Origin of the sequence: Nitrospira sp. T9, assembly GCF_052156535.1 — a bacterium.
In the GTDB taxonomy this organism is placed as follows: domain Bacteria; phylum Nitrospirota; class Nitrospiria; order Nitrospirales; family UBA8639; genus Nitrospira_E.
The window spans coordinates 561382-578998 of the sequence record NZ_JBQKUP010000041.1 but is presented as its reverse complement, the minus strand read 5'-3'; the positions used below and the strand labels follow the sequence as shown (position 1 = coordinate 578998).

At 53.9% G+C, this 17617-nt stretch carries 14 protein-coding genes; 7 read left to right on the top strand and 7 right to left on the bottom strand.

Annotated elements, in window-relative coordinates; all coding sequences use genetic code 11:
• Positions 1 to 742 (bottom strand): PASTA domain-containing protein (locus ACTRXD_RS19440; RefSeq protein WP_442433430.1); only part of this gene is annotated, 742 nt, incomplete at its 3' end.
• A gap of 422 nt (positions 743 to 1164) precedes the next feature.
• Between ACTRXD_RS19440 and ACTRXD_RS19435 the strand changes: the two genes are divergently transcribed.
• A complete protein-coding gene (locus tag ACTRXD_RS19435; RefSeq protein ID WP_442433429.1) occupies positions 1165 to 1842 on the top strand; it encodes a DUF3386 family protein in 678 nt (225 codons plus the stop codon).
• Between the two features lie 154 nt (positions 1843 to 1996).
• Here ACTRXD_RS19435 and ACTRXD_RS19430 read toward each other — a convergent pair whose 3' ends face one another.
• The 4 genes from ACTRXD_RS19430 to ACTRXD_RS19415 all read right to left on the bottom strand — a co-directional run bounded on the left by ACTRXD_RS19430 (position 1997) and on the right by ACTRXD_RS19415 (position 5320).
• Complete coding sequence (locus tag ACTRXD_RS19430) at positions 1997 to 2731, bottom strand: TPM domain-containing protein (RefSeq protein ID WP_442433428.1); 735 nt, start codon at positions 2729 to 2731, stop codon at positions 1997 to 1999.
• Positions 2728 to 3492 carry a hypothetical protein gene (locus tag ACTRXD_RS19425; RefSeq protein ID WP_442433427.1) on the bottom strand — a complete coding sequence of 255 codons (765 nt, stop codon included), beginning with the start codon at positions 3490 to 3492 and terminating at the stop codon, positions 2728 to 2730. Before ACTRXD_RS19425 ends, ACTRXD_RS19430 begins: the two co-directional genes overlap by 4 nt.
• A 58-nt stretch (positions 3493 to 3550) precedes the next feature.
• Positions 3551 to 4825 carry an FAD-dependent oxidoreductase gene (locus ACTRXD_RS19420; RefSeq protein ID WP_442433426.1) on the bottom strand — a complete coding sequence of 425 codons (1275 nt, stop codon included), beginning with the start codon at positions 4823 to 4825 and terminating at the stop codon, positions 3551 to 3553.
• A 117-nt stretch (positions 4826 to 4942) separates the two neighbouring features.
• Positions 4943 to 5320, bottom strand: a complete 378-nt coding sequence (locus ACTRXD_RS19415; RefSeq protein ID WP_442433425.1) for a hypothetical protein — start codon at positions 5318 to 5320, stop codon at positions 4943 to 4945.
• A gap of 304 nt (positions 5321 to 5624) precedes the next feature.
• On the opposite strand from ACTRXD_RS19415, the gene ACTRXD_RS19410 reads away from it, so the two are divergent.
• From ACTRXD_RS19410 to ACTRXD_RS19400, 3 genes are all read left to right on the top strand, one after another.
• Positions 5625 to 6278: a hypothetical protein gene (locus tag ACTRXD_RS19410; RefSeq protein WP_442433424.1), complete on the top strand. Its 654-nt coding sequence runs from the start codon at positions 5625 to 5627 to the stop codon at positions 6276 to 6278.
• Between the two features lie 226 nt (positions 6279 to 6504).
• Entirely contained in the window at positions 6505 to 7506 is a 1002-nt protein-coding gene (locus tag ACTRXD_RS19405) for an HD domain-containing phosphohydrolase (RefSeq protein WP_442433423.1), read from the top strand.
• 56 nt (positions 7507 to 7562) lie between these two features.
• On the top strand, positions 7563 to 9944 hold the full coding sequence (locus ACTRXD_RS19400; protein WP_442433422.1) for a PAS domain S-box protein: 2382 nt from the start codon (positions 7563 to 7565) through the stop codon (positions 9942 to 9944).
• Positions 9945 to 9956: 12 nt separating this feature from the next.
• Here the strand turns inward: ACTRXD_RS19400 and mtnA are convergent, their stop codons facing one another.
• Both mtnA and ACTRXD_RS19390 read right to left on the bottom strand, forming a co-directional pair.
• On the bottom strand, positions 9957 to 10997 hold the full coding sequence (mtnA, locus tag ACTRXD_RS19395; RefSeq protein WP_442433421.1) for an S-methyl-5-thioribose-1-phosphate isomerase: 1041 nt from the start codon (positions 10995 to 10997) through the stop codon (positions 9957 to 9959).
• A 109-nt stretch (positions 10998 to 11106) separates the two neighbouring features.
• A complete protein-coding gene (locus ACTRXD_RS19390) occupies positions 11107 to 14466 on the bottom strand; it encodes a YhdP family protein (protein ID WP_442433420.1) in 3360 nt (1119 codons plus the stop codon).
• A gap of 392 nt (positions 14467 to 14858) precedes the next feature.
• Here ACTRXD_RS19390 and ACTRXD_RS19385 point away from each other — a divergent pair, with 392 nt between their 5' ends.
• The 3 genes from ACTRXD_RS19385 (at position 14859) to ACTRXD_RS19375 (ending at position 17462) form a co-directional block, all read left to right on the top strand.
• Entirely contained in the window at positions 14859 to 15824 is a 966-nt protein-coding gene (locus ACTRXD_RS19385; RefSeq protein WP_442433419.1) for a hypothetical protein, read from the top strand.
• 8 nt (positions 15825 to 15832) lie between these two features.
• Entirely contained in the window at positions 15833 to 16255 is a 423-nt protein-coding gene (locus ACTRXD_RS19380) for a secondary thiamine-phosphate synthase enzyme YjbQ (RefSeq protein WP_442433418.1), read from the top strand.
• A gap of 157 nt (positions 16256 to 16412) precedes the next feature.
• Complete coding sequence (locus tag ACTRXD_RS19375; RefSeq protein WP_442433443.1) at positions 16413 to 17462, top strand: S1C family serine protease; 1050 nt, start codon at positions 16413 to 16415, stop codon at positions 17460 to 17462.
• Positions 17463 to 17617: the final 155 nt, after the last annotated feature.

The window sequence follows — 17617 nt, the reverse complement described above, 5'->3', positions numbered from 1 at the left end:
TCGACACCACCAGGTTCACGGCACTGCCCGCCGCCACACTCGCCCCGGCTCCCGGCGATTGACTGATGACATTCCCCGACGGCACCGACGCATGACTGCTGTTCGTGATGGTCCCCACCGTCAGGCCCGCCCCCGTAATGGTCCCCTCAGCAGACGCCTGCGGGCTCCCCACCACATTCGGTACCGTCACCAGCGCCGGCCCCGTCGACACCACCAGGTTCACGGCACTGCCTGCCGCCACACTCGCCCCGGCTCCCGGCGATTGACTGATGACATTCTCCGACGGCACCGAGACATGGGTGGCGGTCGTGATGGATCCCACCGTCAGGCCCGCCCCCGTAATGGCCGACTCCGCCGCCCCCTGCGTGTTTCCCACCACATTCGGCACCATCACCGGCGCCGGGCCCGTCGACACTACCAGGTTCACCGCACTGCCCGCCGCCACACTCGCCCCGGCCCCCGGCGTTTGACTGATAACCCGCCCCGACGGCACCGAGGCATGGGTGGCGGTCGTGATGGTCCCCACCGTCAGGCCCGCCCCCGTAATGGCCCCCTCAGCAGACGCCTGCGGACTCCCCACCACATCGGGGACAACTTCGGCCCATACGGTTGGCAACGCGAAGGTGGGTAACATCATACCCACCACGACCATGACCTGAAAAAGATGTATCAGCCACTCATGGACTTGACCACCTCGTTTTGGTTTCCTGACATCATTAAGCTGTTGCTCTGCGGCGTACATGCGCAATGCCTCTTGGGGGTGGAAGCAAGCGAAACATTTTTGTAAAAGGGAGGAAAAGCACGGACACATTTGCCCGGAATTCTCCCCTCAGATATAAAAAATTATGGATGCAGCCTAGCCGAACACCACCCTCTTTTCAATGTACCTTTATCTCCCCCTTTTTATGCTTTTATATGGAACCGGGGGAGGGGTTAAACCTTTAGCAAGGATTAGATTCTGACAGAGAGGTTTTGAAAAACCGATATTGTTGCCCAGGCAAAACTTCCGCGACGAGCAAGGAGACTGAGGATTTCAAACGAGGTCTGGACCCTGTTCCACTCTGAACGGTTGTCCACCTCCCCTGAGATCCTTATAATGATCATCAGTGTTCGCTCAATCAGCCTGATCACATACCCGACATCACAGGAAGAGGAGTCTTCGACATGGAAAAGAATACAGAAGAAAAACCAATCACCGAGGTCCAGGATGATCCAAAAGCCCGCGAATTGCTACAAGACGCCTTTGCCAAAACCGCCCGGTGGCAACCGGACTTCAAAGGCTTTCAGGCCGACCTGCGCATTAATGTGAATGGAAAAGAAACCAAAGGGACCGTGACCGTAAAAGGGTCGCGGGATGTGACGGTGATCATCGATGATACGGAATTACAAACCTGGGCCCAAAACCAGATTGGAATGATTGCCGTGCATCGGGGGCCCAGAACGTTCGAGGAATCAGACGGGAAACATACCCTGACTTTAGGGGGAGACGAACAGCACCCTTTAGGTCAACGAATCACCATTCATGGAGACGGGATGGGCTCCTGGTACCGGGTGAAAGACAACCGCATTACCCAAATCAATCGAAACATGCCACAGGCAGCTTTTACCATCAACGTGGAAGATAGTGCCGTCACCCAAGACCAACATTATCTCACCACCCGATATACGGTTTATTATTTTTCTCCAAAAGACCGGTCACTGAAAAATGTCGACAGTTTTTCGGATACACATATCAGGATAGGCAACTCAGATCTTCCGGCGACCCGAAGGATTATTTCTTATGAAAACGGGGAAATCGTCGTGCGATCCCTCACGTTTGAAAATCACAAAATGCTGTCATAACACAAAACCCCAGGCCAACATTATGTTGGCCTGGGGTTGGTGGAGTTCTTGTTTCTTTTGACGATGGACCTTCCCCACCCCTACGCTCAAAGAAAAAAAATTTCTAAAGAACGTGTGAAAATTCTGCTGAAATCGCTAATTCAGTCCAGCTCCTTCACCGTAAGCCCTGGCCTCCCGTTCCTCCGCCAAACCCGCCAAAGTTTCCTCCAAATCCCCCCTGCCCCGTTCCCCAATATTCTCCATTTTTCCAGCGGGGAAACGGATGACGCCGTTCTGGGCGGGTGAACCGCCATAGCGCGTAAAACATCAGCACCACCACCGCGATATTCATCCAAAAAGCGGCCGATCGCTGGGGCTTTGGTTTCTCCTTCTGAATTGTAGCCCGGGCAGCCAATGTGGAAAGTGATACGGCAGACCGGTAGATATTGATCCCATACTCACCAGACCGGAACATCGGACGCAAATGCTTGAGAGAAATCTCATCCAACTGTTGGGGAGTCACGACCGACAAAAGGTTCTTCCCGACGACCACCACCGCTTGGCGTTCTTTGACAGCCACCAGTAACAGGATGCCACGCTCCTGTTGCGCCGTCCCGATCCGCCAGGATTCATAGAGGCGGGAGGCATACTCCTGGGCATGGGAAAGGGGCATGATACTCGGAAGAGTCACCACCAGCATTTCAACACCGGACGAGGATTCAAGATCTTTGCACACGGATCGAATTTGTTTGTGCCATTCCTCATCGAGCAGGTGGGCATAATCACTCACATACCCCAGCGGGGTTGGAAGGTTTTGTTCCTGTGGAGTCATCCCCATCGAGAGTGCAGAGAAAGCCAGCACAAACACCAGAATCAACGGACCGACAAACCATCCGGTAGACCTAGTCATACGCGGATTTCCTGACGAACGGCCTGAACCCGTTTGCACAAATCCTCCACAGTCTGAAGATACCGCTCATATACCTTGGACCATTCAAGGGAACCCGGACTATTCATGCCTCGTTTCATCTGCAGTATTTCGAGGAGGACCGTCGATTCAAACTGCAGGGCACGGGGAAGGGATTCAAGAATCTGGACGTCTTTCCCCTTTGAGGGTTGGCCTGTGATCCACAGAATACCTCGCACACAAGGGAGAACGGAGGTAATGGAAAGCATGAGCAAAGCCCGGATCGCCTCGGCTCGTCCTTCTCCTTCGACAAACCGTTGCCGCATCCGAAACACATTCGCCAGAAGTTCATGCTCACATTGCCATCCCAACTGCTGACGATCAACGTGCATTGCGCCGAACGGGTCTTTGCCTGCCAGGCGCACATGATGCTCTTGCATTTGAAAATATTCCAACGGGAACAGATCACGTGATTGGGACAAGTCCTCCTGAGTCATCATCAGCGGCGCAACGATTTGATGCTTGCCCCATTTGCGATGTAATTGTCCTGCACGCTGGAGCCCGCTCACCGATAATGCCCTGACCAGCACCAAAAAATTGAAATTGGATCGGCCTGCAATAAAATCTCCCCGGGCCGCGCTGCCATACAAAAGAAGCCCTTCTAAATCAGCACCCCAATCCTTCTGAAGCTGTGTTAAAAATTGTTCAAGTGTTTCCCGCAGGTCTTCGGGAAGTTCGAGTGACGGCAACATTGATATCGGCATAGGATACGAGCCAAATATTGGAAAAAGGATGAGTGACGAAGATGGACTCCAACGTTAATTACACAGACCGGACATGATCGGGAATCTGATGGGCCCGGGGATCCGGTAACAAGCCCGCTGCTTGAAACCGATCCATCCAACCAAAGGGTGAGGTGGTTCGCAGCCCGGCTGTGGCGGTCAACACTTGATATTGCAAACGCGGATTTTTATCCATCGTTGAGAAGACGCGGTCTCGCAACATTCCCAGAAGAGGATTTCCGGTATTCCAGAAAAAGACCTCTTCATCAGCCAGACGTTGCAGCATGGTGACCTGGGGACGCCGTTGCGTTTCAAATGCCTTAAGATTCGATGCCGACCAATTTCCCGTTCGATGACAATCATCAAGAACCTCCGCGAGGGTGACCGCATCCACCATCGCTTGCATCCGTCCCTGGGAGGCATGCGGATTCATCCCATGGGCGGCATCACCCATAACCACCGCCCCATCCTGAACCCAGGTTTTCGCCCGGACCCTTCCGGTTCCCATATAGGCCGTCTGATTCCAATCCTGGAAGGAGTCAAAGACCGGGGCAAGTTCCGGCGCGATCGTTTTCCATTTTTTCCGAAGGGCCGGTACCCCATCGGCCTTGACCTGATTCAGGGAATCCGACGAAACCATATAAAAGGCATAAACCTTTTGACCGGCAGCGGGGAAAATTCCCAGAATAGATTTTTTCCCCACATAATACTGCGCTTCCTCTAAGGATGTTGGTGATTCCAACATGGCCACAAGATAACTGTCGAGATACCGATGTAGCGCGGTGGGAATGCCAAGAGCTCCACGAACCTCCGAAAACGGTCCGTCTGCGCCAACCACCACCTGAGCCCCAATCGTAACCTGGCTGCCCCCAATGTCCGCCTTGACGCCCGTGATACCTTTGCCGTTCCGGAGCAGTGAACGAAAACTTGCCCCATACCGAAGTCCCTGTGGATTCTCCCGCTTCAGAGCGTCCAGAATGGTGTGATGCACGACATGGGGCCACATCACCAAAGCCCGGTTGAATGGCGGGGGCAACATCGCATAGTCAATGGTACAGAGTCGCGTTCCTCCACTTCGACGGAAATGAAAGAATCTGACCGGTTTATAGGCATGAACCGGCAACTGCCCTAATAAACCAAGCCGCTGAAGGATTTCCTGTCCATTGGGTTGAAGTATTTCTCCACGCAAGCCCTGTGGGGGCCCAGCAGCTTGCTCCAGAACGATATTGGCAATCCCTTTTCGGGCTAAGAGAAGTCCCAGGACCGCTCCCCCGCCACCGGCGCCTATGATCAGAACCTGTGTCTGTAGATCCATCGCTAAGACCCTACGAATAAACATTCGCCACCTACCGGGGCACCCGGACGAGCGAGAAACTGAAATTCACATATGCCGATCTCAGAAACCGGCCATCCACCGGGGGAAATGGAGAGATCAGGTTTCGGAGAAAATGGACTGAAAGTGATCGTCAGACTCTTCCCAGGCTGGCGGATAGGTACTCGACAACCATTGCCGAAGATACAATTTCTGCTCTGAGGACAACATGCTTTTGATTTGGTGGGTCCGTCCTTGAAGGGGCTGAAGAAATCCCACCCCTTTCTCGGGATCTAACGTGGCCGTTCGAACATACACCGTCGTATAGACCAGAGGCTTGGTCTCATCGCCATCCCCTTGGAGCCAGACGGAAATATATTTATCCATCTGTAAACCCGAACTATCCAGGGCCGGGTCTGTGTCATGAAACAACTCGTTTTCGGTCTGCTCCAGGGGCACCGCCCCTTCAGCTCGAAACAAAAAATTATGCTTCCACATGAAGAATTTCCTTTGGATTAACAGTCAAACCAGGTATGATAGTGTCAAGCGGTTTACAACAATGTCAAGATAGATTATGGCATCATCATCAGATGGCAGTGTGCCGGAATCATTCATGAAGGCTCATCACGGAAAATCAATACAAGACTAGATTAAATCCTCCGGTTTTATTATTCTTACGCTGTCTAAAATTAGGATGGATGTGTGGCCTCGACTAAAGTAGGGTATCGGCAACAACATCCCTCTCCCGTCACAGCACAGACGATCATCTGATATCCACTTTCTATACATGGAGGTTCCACGAGTGAAGACACAAGCCAACTGGTTTATCATGGTGTTCATTGTCAGCCTGGGAGTCGTCGGATGTCAGGGGTCAGGGCAGACGGTGAATTTTAATCCCCATGCCTTCCCGTCCACGATGAAGGCCACGACCAATTCTCACGAAGATCTGACCATTGTGGTTGAACCGTTTCAGGATAAACGAGCGCAGAAAACCCGTCTGGGTTCCCGCACACATTTTTGGGGAGGTGCGACGCATTTTAATGTCTGGAATGGAAACCTCGGCGAAGGCATGGCGGATCTTGCTCTGGAATACCTCCAACAGGAAAAATGGCAGGCCTCGCGGGCGACAACGTCTGAAGACCCCGCAGGAAGTGCTCCGGCCGATGTCACCCTGACAGGCGATATTTTGGTCATGGAGGCGAATGCGAAAACCGGCTTCGGCTTTACGGATATTGAGGTCAAAATACGTGTGGCCTTTGAAGCGAAAAATGCGGTGGATGGCAGCACCGTCCGGATGGTGCTCGGTGCGAATGGAACCGACAGCGTCGTCACATTCGATCCCAAGGATGTGGAGGTGCTCACCAATCATGTCGCCAAAGACTTGTTCAACCAATTATTTCTAGATCTGACAGTCAAAGATCGGGCGTTTCAATTGAAATCAGATAAATTATTATAAGATGACAGCTCTTTTGCCATTTCTCCCGTTGTGTCCTCTTCACATGCTGTGGAGAACGAACCCTAATTTTCCTCAGGAGGTGAATCGCTACTAAACATCAGGCAAGTCTCGACGGAGAAGGAACGGTCTCCGACTTCCTCCTCAGAAGCGAACGTTCAAGGTCTCATGGACTATTTATTTTTTTTACTGTCTTCATGGGTCGCTTCACTTGGAAAAGGAGTCGTTGATGGAAACTACTGGTACCGAACCCTCTGTCCCTCAAGCGAATATTTTAATTGTGGAGGACGAGGAAGGCCCGCGCGAGGCGTTAAAGGTCATTCTTTCCCCCTATTTCAATCTCTTTACGGTTGATCGGGCCGAAATCGCGCATCAAATCCTTAAAACCCACCCCATTGATCTCGTCACCCTCGATTTAAAACTCCCTGATCTGTCGGGAAACGACCTCCTTTCCCAGATTCGAAAAGACGGGAAGGATGTCGATGTCATCATCATCACCGGATATGGCACACTCCAATCGGCCATTGAAGCCATCCGCCACGGGGTGGCCGCCTATATCCTCAAACCGTTCAATGTGTCCGAGTTGCTCGGCACCATCAATAAAACGCTCGAACGCCGCCGCCGGTATTCCTCCCTGCAAGCGGCGCTTCAGGCATTTGGAAACCTTTGGGCGTCCGGGATCGATGTCGAATCCGCCCTGGCCAATATTAAAACCCTCCTGGCCGCCAAACATCCTGAGCTGGGTCAACATGGCAGCCGGGTCAATTTTTATGCGGCTCTGCTCATTGAACATCTCCAGTTAACCACGGAGGAGCAGACGGCCATTCAACTCGGGGCCTATCTTCATGACATCGGGAAAATCGGTCTTCATGATCAGCTCATTGCCGGGATGCATTCCCCGACCGAACAAGACCAGGAACTTCTCAAATGCCATCCCACCATCGGAGGGAAAATGGTGAAGGGTCTCCCATTTCACCCATGCGTCGAACAGATCATCCGCCATCACCATGAACACTACGATGGATCCGGGTATCCGGATGGATTGATCGGAGAACACATTCCCTTATCGGCACGCATTGTCGGCCTGGCCAATATTTTCGACCATTTTGTGACCGGCTATGGGTCCCAAATGGCTATGCCCGTACCGGAAGCCCGGGAAAAAATTCGTCAGGAAGCGGGGAAAAGTGTCGATCCGAATCTGGCCGATTTGTTCGCCAAAGTCGTCTGGTAGCGATATGCAAGGCTGAAGACACATGCGTCCATATGAGCCGGCACCCTTGAGACATTATGACTAAGAACCGTCAAAAGACTTCAAAAACAATCAGCCCTGTGCAGTCCGTCGAGAAATGGGAGCAGGCGTTTGATGCCCTGACGGATCATGTCATGATCCTTGACAGCTCAGGGACCATTGTCTGGACCAATCGAGCCATTCGCGACCAGGTCCAACCGCAAATCGGCCCATTAGTCGGACATCATTACCGCATACCCTACTATGGAACGACCATTCCCAAAAATCCTCCGCCGTGGGAAACGGTGTTGGCAGGGGCATTGTCTGCGGTGGTGGAAACACAGTTCCCGACGATGCCAGGGGATTTCCTCGTCTCCTGCTATCCCCTCTTCGACTCGCAAGGCATTCAATGGGGTGCCATTTCGGTGGTCAAAGATATTACCGAACGCAAGCGGATTGATGAAGCGTTGCGGAAAATTGCTCAAAGCGATCCGGCTCCAGGCAGCATGGCGTTTTTGCGGTTTTTGGTGAGAGATCTCTGCCAGGCCCTGAACGTGCCCTATGCCATCTTAGCGGAATTGGAATCCACGGCCCGGCCGCAGACCCACACGGTCGCCATTTGGTCCAATGGGACTTTCGGCGAAAATATGCCGTGGACGCCTCCTTCCGCGATTTTCGAGCAACTTTTGAAGGTCAAAGGATGCCATGGGGACAATTTGGACTCCCCCCTCTTTCCTCCGGACTCCCCGCTCGGTTCCTGGTCGATCATCAGTTATTTGGGAACGGCCCTCCGTGGCCGGACAGGACAAATTATCGGGATCCTGCTGGTCTTTAGCCCAATGGCCATCCGCAATATCCATGTGGCCCAATCCATCATTCAACTGTTTGCTGCCAGGGCGGCGGGTGAACTGCAACGGAAAAAAGCGGAAGATGCCTTGCGGGATAGTGAGCAGCGCTATCGGGCCATCGTTGAACATGCCTATGATTTGATCATCGAAACTACCGCGACGGGTGAATGCCAGTACGTCACCCCGAATTGTCAAAAAGTCCTGGGCTATGAGACAGCCGACATACTGGGGAAAAACTTCTTTGACTTTATCCATCCCGAAGAACGGGGACCGTTATCCGAGTCGTTTCATTCTCATCTCAAAACACTGCTGGAAATTGATATGGTCTGCCGGTTGCAAACCAAACAATCCGAATGGCGATGGTTTGAAAGTCACATTCACCCTTTCCGGACCAGCGTCGGGACGGTCGTAGGGGTGATTGTGACACGAGATATCACGGAATGGAAACGTCTGGAAGATGAACGACTACGGGCCACTAAACTTGAGTCGGTCGGCTTACTGGCCGGCGGTATTGCGCATGATTTCAATAATATTCTCACGTCGGTGTTTGCCAATATCGGCCTGGCCAAAATGGTGACCGCGAAACAGTCGCCACCTCAGGGCGAAAAAGTCATTGAACGGCTGGAGGCTGCGGAAAAAGCCTGTTTGCGGGCGCGGGATCTCACCAAGCAACTGCTGACCTTTGCAAAAGGCGGCGCCCCGGTCAAAAGCACGACCTCTGTGGCCTCAATTATTACCGACACGGTGCAATTCGCCTTACGAGGTTCGGCCGTCCGGTGCACCACGCACCTCCCCGACGACCTCTGGGCGATCGAAGTCGATGAAGGACAAATCAGTCAAGTGATTCAAAATCTCGTGATAAATAGCGACCAGGCCATGCCGGATGGCGGCACCATCAGTGTCGTCGCCAACAATTGTCTAGTAGCCCCTCAGAACGTGCTTCCCCTCAAACCCGGCAAATATGTCTGTGTGTCCGTCGCGGACCAGGGCATCGGCATCCCTGACGATCATCTTCAAAAAATCTTCGATCCCTACTTTACGACCAAACAAAAAGGGAGCGGCCTGGGCCTGGCCACGACCTATTCCATCATGAAACGGCATGGAGGGCATGTAGCCGTCACCTCTTCACCCGGCAAGGGCACCTGCTTCACCCTCTATCTCCCCGCCTCAACCTCCATGTCCGCCAAAAACGACGAAACACCCGAAAGCCTCGTGCAGGGCACTGGAAAAATTTTGGTCATGGATGATGAAGAAGACATCCAGGATGTCTTAGGGAAGATGCTCGAGCACCTGGGATTCGAGGTGGACTTTGCCGACGATGGATTGAAAGCCGTAGCGCTTTATACTCAAGCCATTCAGAATGGTCACCCGTATTTGGCCACCATCCTCGATCTCACCATACCCGGAGGAGTGGGAGGCAAGGAGACATTGCGCCTGATCAAGGACCATGATCCTGATGCGAAGGTCATCGTCTCCAGCGGGTATTCCAACGACCCGGTCATGGCCCATGCCAGCCAATTCGGATTCTCAGGCTTTATTGCCAAACCGTACAATCTTCTCGATCTGTCAAAAGTCTTAACTCAGATCATCTGACGGATCATTCGATCAGGAAGATGGCGAGGAAAAATGTTGGGCTAAGGCTTGTGGGGGGATGATACCCTGTTCAGTAATAATACCCGCAATCAGGTCGGCCGGGGTCACGTCAAACGCCGGATTCCAGACTTCCACGCCCTGAGGAGCAATCATCCGACCACTATGCAGGCAAGTCACTTCTGACGGGCTCCGCTCTTCAATAGGAATGCCGTTCCCATCCGCCGTCTCCATATCAATCGTCGATGAAGGTGCGGCCACATAAAACGGGATGCCATGGGCATGCGCTAAAACCGCCACAGCATACGTGCCGATTTTATTGGCCACATCGCCATTGGCGGCAATCCGGTCAGCCCCCACGACGCAACAGTGGATTCGGCCCTGGCGCATCAGGGCCCCGGCCGCATTATCCGTAATCACCGTCACGGGAATACCATCCTGCTGAAGTTCCCAGGCCGTCAGGCGTGCACCCTGAAGGACCGGGCGCGTCTCATCGGCAAAGACCCGAATCTGTTTGCCCTGCTCCCAGGCAGCCCGGACCACCCCTAATGCCGTCCCATAGCCTGCCGTCGCTAAGGCTCCGGCATTACAATGCGTGAGAATATGGTCTCCATCACGAATGATCGCGGCGCCAAACCTGCCAATGGCCCGGTTGACCCGAAGATCCTCTTCCAAAATCGCCAGGGCTTCTTCCTGTAATCGTTTCTGGATATCGTGAATCGATGACGCGGAGATATCCGTCAACACACGTGTCATCCGGTCAACGGCCCAGAATAAATTCACGGCGGTCGGACGCGTCGCGGCCAGCGTGCGGCACACCTTTTCCATATGGGCGGAAAATCCCTCAGAGTGAGTTTCCACAAATTGCCTGGCACCCAGGGCGATTCCCAAAGCCGCCGTCACCCCGATGGCGGGCGCACCGCGGACGCTTAAATTCCGAATGGCTTCAGCCACTTCCTCATATCCCGCACAATCAAGAAACCGCACATCTCCCGGGAGCGCACGTTGATCCAGAATCACGACATGATTATTTTTCCATTCAACTGTGGGGATCATCCTCATTTCCTTTCACACGAGATGTTAAAGCCGACTCAATTGGTCCACGGCCCTCCACCGCCTTCTCTGAATGATCATCCCGCCACACCCGTCGGCAACGACGAGAGAATTATAAGGGACCGGGCACGCCGGACCGTCCAGCATCCGGTGGAGCGGAACCCGCATCCTCCTGAGTGCCATTCAGCAAATCATAAGGCAGGGTCAACGTATTTTTTAATATATCAAACGCCAACTGTGCCAAACCGGTCAGCCCGGTTTTCACGGATTCCATGGGCAGATACTTGACCTCCGGATCCCCCAATGGTCCGTCAATCGAAAACAACGCCGTGGCGAGGCCTTTCCGATCTCCGGAAAAAATTCGTCCAAAGAGAGGGATATCTTTCAAGATATCGGAATAGGCCCCAAAAGGACTGACGGCGGAAATCCCTTCAAGCCTGTCCCGTTTCCAGTCATACATGCCTGCAGCAGAGACTTTCATAATGGGACTCTGGATCAACAGATCTTTCGAGGAAAATACCCCGTCCTCCACGGTGAGCTTGCTGCTCACGGTCGTAAACGGAAATCCGGTCTCTTCAAGATCAACTTTTCCCCGAAGAACCTGGGGGAGATTCAAGAGCGCGAGAATGCGTGGAAAGATCGTCCCTTTGCGGATATAGCCCTCTCCGAGAGAAATTTTGACACTCCCGTTGAGAGTGGGAATGATTCCCCGGTCATCCCGGCCATGGCCCTGGAGCATGCCACGTACCGACATGCTGCCGGTAATCAACCGACGTTCCTCGCCAAAAAGACTCAGGACATGCTCAAAAGGCAAATCCTTCGCCTGAAATGACGCACGCATGGCAGCTGGCCGGCCTTCCGGGAGATGGACAAAGAACCGTCCCCCGACAGTACCGTGTTCCGCCACCATCGATTGAACTTTATCCACCGAGACAAGTTTGTCATGAATCTTTAACACGGCCGATAATTTTTTTCCGGAAAGCGTCTTATAGCTCGGACGTTCGATATGCACCGAACCCTCCAGTGATCCATGCGCCGCTAACCACTCGATCCCATCCCGGATGGCCGAACGTCCCTCTTTAGGAATCAGCAAATCAATATCGAATTGCGGCGAGTCAAACATGACACTGGCAATCGGGGTGGTCTTCCAGTTTTTCATAAACCCGGTGATGACGGCTTCACTATTCTTCAGGCGAAACTCCATGCGTTTCAAATCAAGCTGATCCTCATCCACTTTCAATCGAATAAATAAATTCGAAATGGGATCGCTGACCCCGCGAAGCGCCACGACGCCTTCGGTCAACGCCACCCACCCTTTGGTATTCCATCGGGTCCAATCGGTTCCGCGTCCGCTGCCTTTCAATTGCACTTCGAGAATGCCGGACTGAACGAGATCTCCCAAGACACGAATCCCTTCCGGCAGCACGCCTAAATACACCGGACCGGAATCAACCCGCGCCTCCCAAGTGACCTCCGAGCGATACCGGATGGTCCCCTGTCCGCGAAGACGAAGCGGGAGCATGATCAGTTCCACGCGTTCAAAATGAACACGGTTTCCGGGGTGAAACTGTCCTTCAAACTCAAGGCGTCCATCCTGACCGGCCTGCTTCTGTAAAAGGGAGGGCACATCCATGAAGGCCCCTCGCCCATCAATCCATCCTTTCAGTTTGGGATGGCGGGTCGGCCCCGTGAGAGTAACCGAGGCATGAAGCGGACCAGTGATCTGCATCCCTGGTGATGCCGCCCGTTTTTGGGAAACGGGAAAGAGGTCCTCGCCGGCAAACCCGCCCTGAATGGTGAGCGGCTCAAAACGAGAAGCCCTCTTGTACGTGATGGTCCCATTCAACGCCAACGGATAGGCGCCCACGTATCCTTGTAGGCCTTCTAACACCGTACTCTCGCGCGAAAAGGTAATGGTACCGTGGCCCTGCGTAAAAGGCTGAGGCAGCCCGGGAATCTGTATCACCAATCCTTCAGGTTTAAACTCCCCGTACTGGAATTTCAACCCGGGCGATTCCAGCAGATTCCCTGCAAACCGGAGACGAAGCAGGCCACTGCCATCCGAGACCTTCCAGGCATTCAACAGTCCAAAGTCGGATGGCGCTCCCAACTGCGTCACCACCTGGCGAACCTTCTCCGCGGGCACAGGCCCTTGAAGGCCCACATCGCCCCACGGGCCTGACTCTTTTAACAGGAAGACGCCTTCCGTCACCTCAACGGGAATACCATCATAGATGCCCTGCACCCCGGACAATTGCATGCGATCCGGTTCCACAATCACCGTCCCCTGAATATGATCGGTGGTGGGCCAATCGGGAATACGAACGTACCCATTGGTTAACCGAAACGTGCCGGTGACCGACGTCTGCACATCCTCACGCGTGGACCCGGTCACACGAGCCTCGGCAATGTTCAACCCCCCTCCCCATTCGCCTTTCTCCCACACCGGAAGCAGATCATCCGGAATCCACGTCTTGGGCAGATACTGTCGAATCATGGCAAGGTCAACATTCGAGGAGCGCATGGAAAACCCCATCATCTGATGCCCGTCTTCCAACATTTCCGTATTGGCCGAACCATCCAGATCAATAAATGAACTGGATAAGTTGATATGAGAGAGAGAGAGTCGGGAGGTTTTCGCATTCTGAACCCAGGTCACCTGGGATTTGACGGACAGCGTGCCGGGCACGGCCATCAGCGATTGGCCATTGGGCAGATATTCTCCCAGTTGATTGATTTCCAGATGATCGGCCTTCACCTTGCCGGAAAATCTGATCTGCTCGAAACCAACCGGTTCGCTGGCAATGGACAGCACCGGCGGCGCCCAACGGGCTTCGAGTTCTCCCTGGATGCGAAACGGCGCCAGCTCCTGCGTCTGCCGGATTTTTCCGGACAACTCGAACGATGACGCCATAGAAGGCCCGTCATGAGTGGTGTCAGAGACGAAGGCCACATCTTCAATGACAAATCCCCGAACGGTTTCACGCGGCGACTCATCAATGACGATAATTTTACCGTCCGTCACCACAACCTTTCCCAGCACCAGAAATTTCGCCGCCGACGCAATGGGAGAGTCGGTGCTGGCATAGCTTAAAAAACGCCATTCTCCGTCGGCCTCACGTCGCAATTCAATCTCGGGAGACTCCACCAGGAATTCGCGAACCACAATTTTTTTCATGAGCAACTGCCCGATTCCCAGGTCCAAACTCATGGATTTCGCGCGAAACACCGCATGCGATTCAGGCTGTTCCTGAACCACAATGTCCAACACCAAAAAATGCGGAGAGGGAAATAAGGCAAAGGACGTCTGCCCCACGGTCACGTGCGAACCAAACGTCCGTTGAATTTGTTGCAGCGCCAGAGTCTTCAGATAATCCGGGTTCAAAAACAAGGGGAGCACAATCAGGGCAATGGTCAGGACCAGGGCTCCGAGTGCACCCCACCAGAACATCTGTTTGCCGGACCATCGCACTAGATTACCCTCTTCGGATTACCAGAAACCCCAAACCGTTGTGTGTGTGTGACGTCAGGGATAGGAGCCATGAAAACCTGTCTTGCATCATACCGAAATCCGAGTGAAATGTAAGAATGATTCCAATGCGCCAAGGACGAAGCCCATGGCGGGCGGTCCCTCATCAGCCACTCGTCCCATGTTGAGAGTGTTGAATAATAATTTCCAATGGCATATTGACGCATAGGCGGTTCCTATCAGCGACCTCGGGGCGGTTCAAAAAAGTTCGTCCAGCAAGGCCGCAGTCATTTTTGCGCGCAGAGCGTACTTCCAGTACGTGAGCACGGAAAAATGGCGAGAACGCCGCTGGCGGCTTTTTTCAACAGCCCCATGCGGAGAACCCCATCGGTTTCTTGACACCTCCCCAGGCCTGGGATATCCTGCCCCACTGTTCAACACTCCATAATCCTTACGCGTTTCGTTATGAGGATTGTATCATTCTAGCCGTCGTGTCCCGGCCACCATTGAAGTCCACCCACACCGTTCTCACCCGTACGCAAGTGGCCTCGCTACTGAAATGGTACGACCAGCCGCATCCCGCCAGGCCCGATCGCAGAATTCCCGGCTATGACAAGGCGCATGCGCAGCGCACGGCACGCCTGTGTGTGGCCGTCGCCGCAGCCCTAGGCCATCCACTCTCCCGCCTTCGTCAATTTGAAGCCGCCTGTCTGCTGCATGATATGGGACGGGCCGGACTTGATCCCATATTATTCGGCCGGATCTGGTCGTGGGCGAAGGAACACAAGATTCCGACCAGGCCACGGGAATGGCGGGCCCGCTACCCCCACACCCCCTATGGCCGTGAATCTGATGCCTTCATCGCACAATATGAAGCCGCCCTACAAGCTCGAGGTCTGCCGCTTACCCCTAGGGTCAAGGATCACATCGATATGCGATTGGGATTTGCCCGACGCCTCCGCACCTACCTCCGTCCGGTAAAAACCGCAATCGCCACCATAGACATCCCCTGGTCACCCTGGATGGAACGCATCATGTTGTACTATTACTATCCGGAAAAACTCGAACGCGCCGCCACCTGGACACATCAACTCGCGGAGATCCTCGTCGCCTGCGAACAACTGGAAGCCTATAGCAATCACCGGCGGGGCAAAGATTATTACGCACGCACAGAAGAAAGCTTTGCCGCGGCCTTCGCCTATCTCCGTCAACTCACCGATCAGCGGATCGTCAGTCACCAGGTTATGGATGTCATCTGCCGGCTCACCAGGGAAGGCCGTTTTACCACTATTTTACGGCAGGCCCGAGGGGGCACTCTATCAGCCGCCGATCAACAATTTTTACAAACCGTCTCGTGCTGAGGAGATTCATGGCCGTCATCACCCACTACCTCAACATTTCCATGACCGGCAATTCGACCATCGAAAACCTCACAAAGCCGATTCACCGCCTGCTCGCAGAGTCTGGCCTACAGGGTGGAATGTTGACGCTCTTTGTGCAACATACGACGGCCTCGGTCATGATCATCGAAGATGAGCCGGGAATTCGTGCCGATACCAAAACCTTTTGGGACCGCACGATACCCGCCGATCCGCAGTTAGAACATAATACGCGAAATGCCGGCGAAAATAACGGTCACTCCCATCTTCGCGGTCAGTTACAGGGACCTTCGCTGACGATTCCCTTTGTGAATGGCGCCTTAACCCTTGGCACCTGGCAACAACTCGTCTTAATTGATTTTGATACCAGACCGCGAACCCGAAACCTGGTTGTCCAGCTCATGGGAGAATAGACCCGGGAAAAAATTTCGTATGCTGCTGCACCCTACACCGCAGGCTATCCTTTCAGACGGGACAAACGTCCACGATCGACAACACCGCCGGTGTGCAAAATGGCAGAAGCATATACTTCTCGTCGCGTTCGTCACAGGGCTCCTGTCGAATAGCGCCATGGGAGAGGAATTCCTCCCGAAACAGGTGCGATCGGTTCCCGCCTCATTCTCGTATCTGCACCTCGTCGCCCAGAAACCGCTCGGTGCGGAAGAACTCAATACCATTGCCGTCTTTGAAAAAGCCGCGCAGGCGGTCGTCTACATCACCAATACGGCGGTGCGCCGGGATATCTGGTCGCTCAATACCTTCGAAGTGCCGCAAGGGTCGGGATCCGGATTCATCTGGAACCGCCAAGGACATATCGTCACCAATTACCACGTCATCTATGGCGCGGATTCCATACAAGTGGTGCTGGACGACCAATCCACCCGTGACGCACGCATCGTGGGCGTCGACCCTGATCATGATCTTGCCGTGCTCCAGATCACCGGAAAGACTGACACCCTCATGCCCTTGGAGATCGGCACCTCCCAGGACCTTCGCGTCGGTCAACGCGTGCTGGCCATCGGCAATCCCTTCGGCTTGGATCACACCCTCACCACCGGTGTCGTCAGTGCTCTGGGTCGTTCAATAAAATCGGTGAACGACCGCACGATTGAAAACGCCATCCAAACCGATGCGGCCATCAACCCCGGCAATTCCGGTGGACCGCTCCTCAACAGCGCAGGAGAACTCATTGGCGTCAACACCCAGATTGTCAGTCCCAGTGGAGCCTACGCGGGCATCGGCTTTGCGGTGCCGGTTGACATTGTCAAACGTGTCGTCCCCCAACTCATTCAATATGGAAAAGTCATTCGCCCCGGTCTGGGCATCTCGCTCATCCCGGATTCCATCGCCGCCCGCTGGGGGATCAATGGCCTGGTAATCGCCAAAGTCCTGCCGGGAAGTATGGCCGACAAGGCGGGCCTGAAAGGCTTAGAAGAAACCAAAACCGGCCGAATTCGCCTGGGTGATGTCATTACGACTATTGACGGAGAAGCCATACGCACCTATGACGACCTCGCCCGACTATTAGACCGGCACAATGTCGGAGATCGCATCAAACTCGGCATTCGCCGTAGCGGCAAAGAACAAACCCTCTCCCTCCAACTCCAAGCCGTCCAATAAGCCATCGACCAGAATCCTCCTCCGTCAACCTCGCAGGTCCCCATATCCCCTTCAGTGCAGCCAACCAAGCTGACGCACCAATCAACAGATGGCCCATTTACCCGACGCCTGCCGGCTGGCCAAGGGAGGGACGCTCTTCTTAGCCCTTGCGGCCC

Coding starts and splice junctions, on each gene's coding strand:
- ACTRXD_RS19435 (WP_442433429.1), top strand. CDS start 1,165: ATGGAAAAGAATACAGAAGAAAAACCAATCACCGAGGTCCAGGATGAT.
- ACTRXD_RS19430 (WP_442433428.1), bottom strand. CDS start 2,731: ATGACTAGGTCTACCGGATGGTTTGTCGGTCCGTTGATTCTGGTGTTT.
- ACTRXD_RS19425 (WP_442433427.1), bottom strand. CDS start 3,492: ATGCCGATATCAATGTTGCCGTCACTCGAACTTCCCGAAGACCTGCGG.
- ACTRXD_RS19420 (WP_442433426.1), bottom strand. CDS start 4,825: ATGGATCTACAGACACAGGTTCTGATCATAGGCGCCGGTGGCGGGGGA.
- ACTRXD_RS19415 (WP_442433425.1), bottom strand. CDS start 5,320: ATGTGGAAGCATAATTTTTTGTTTCGAGCTGAAGGGGCGGTGCCCCTG.
- ACTRXD_RS19405 (WP_442433423.1), top strand. CDS start 6,505: ATGGAAACTACTGGTACCGAACCCTCTGTCCCTCAAGCGAATATTTTA.
- ACTRXD_RS19400 (WP_442433422.1), top strand. CDS start 7,563: ATGACTAAGAACCGTCAAAAGACTTCAAAAACAATCAGCCCTGTGCAG.
- mtnA (WP_442433421.1), bottom strand. CDS start 10,997: ATGATCCCCACAGTTGAATGGAAAAATAATCATGTCGTGATTCTGGAT.
- ACTRXD_RS19380 (WP_442433418.1), top strand. CDS start 15,833: ATGGCCGTCATCACCCACTACCTCAACATTTCCATGACCGGCAATTCG.
- ACTRXD_RS19375 (WP_442433443.1), top strand. CDS start 16,413: ATGGGAGAGGAATTCCTCCCGAAACAGGTGCGATCGGTTCCCGCCTCA.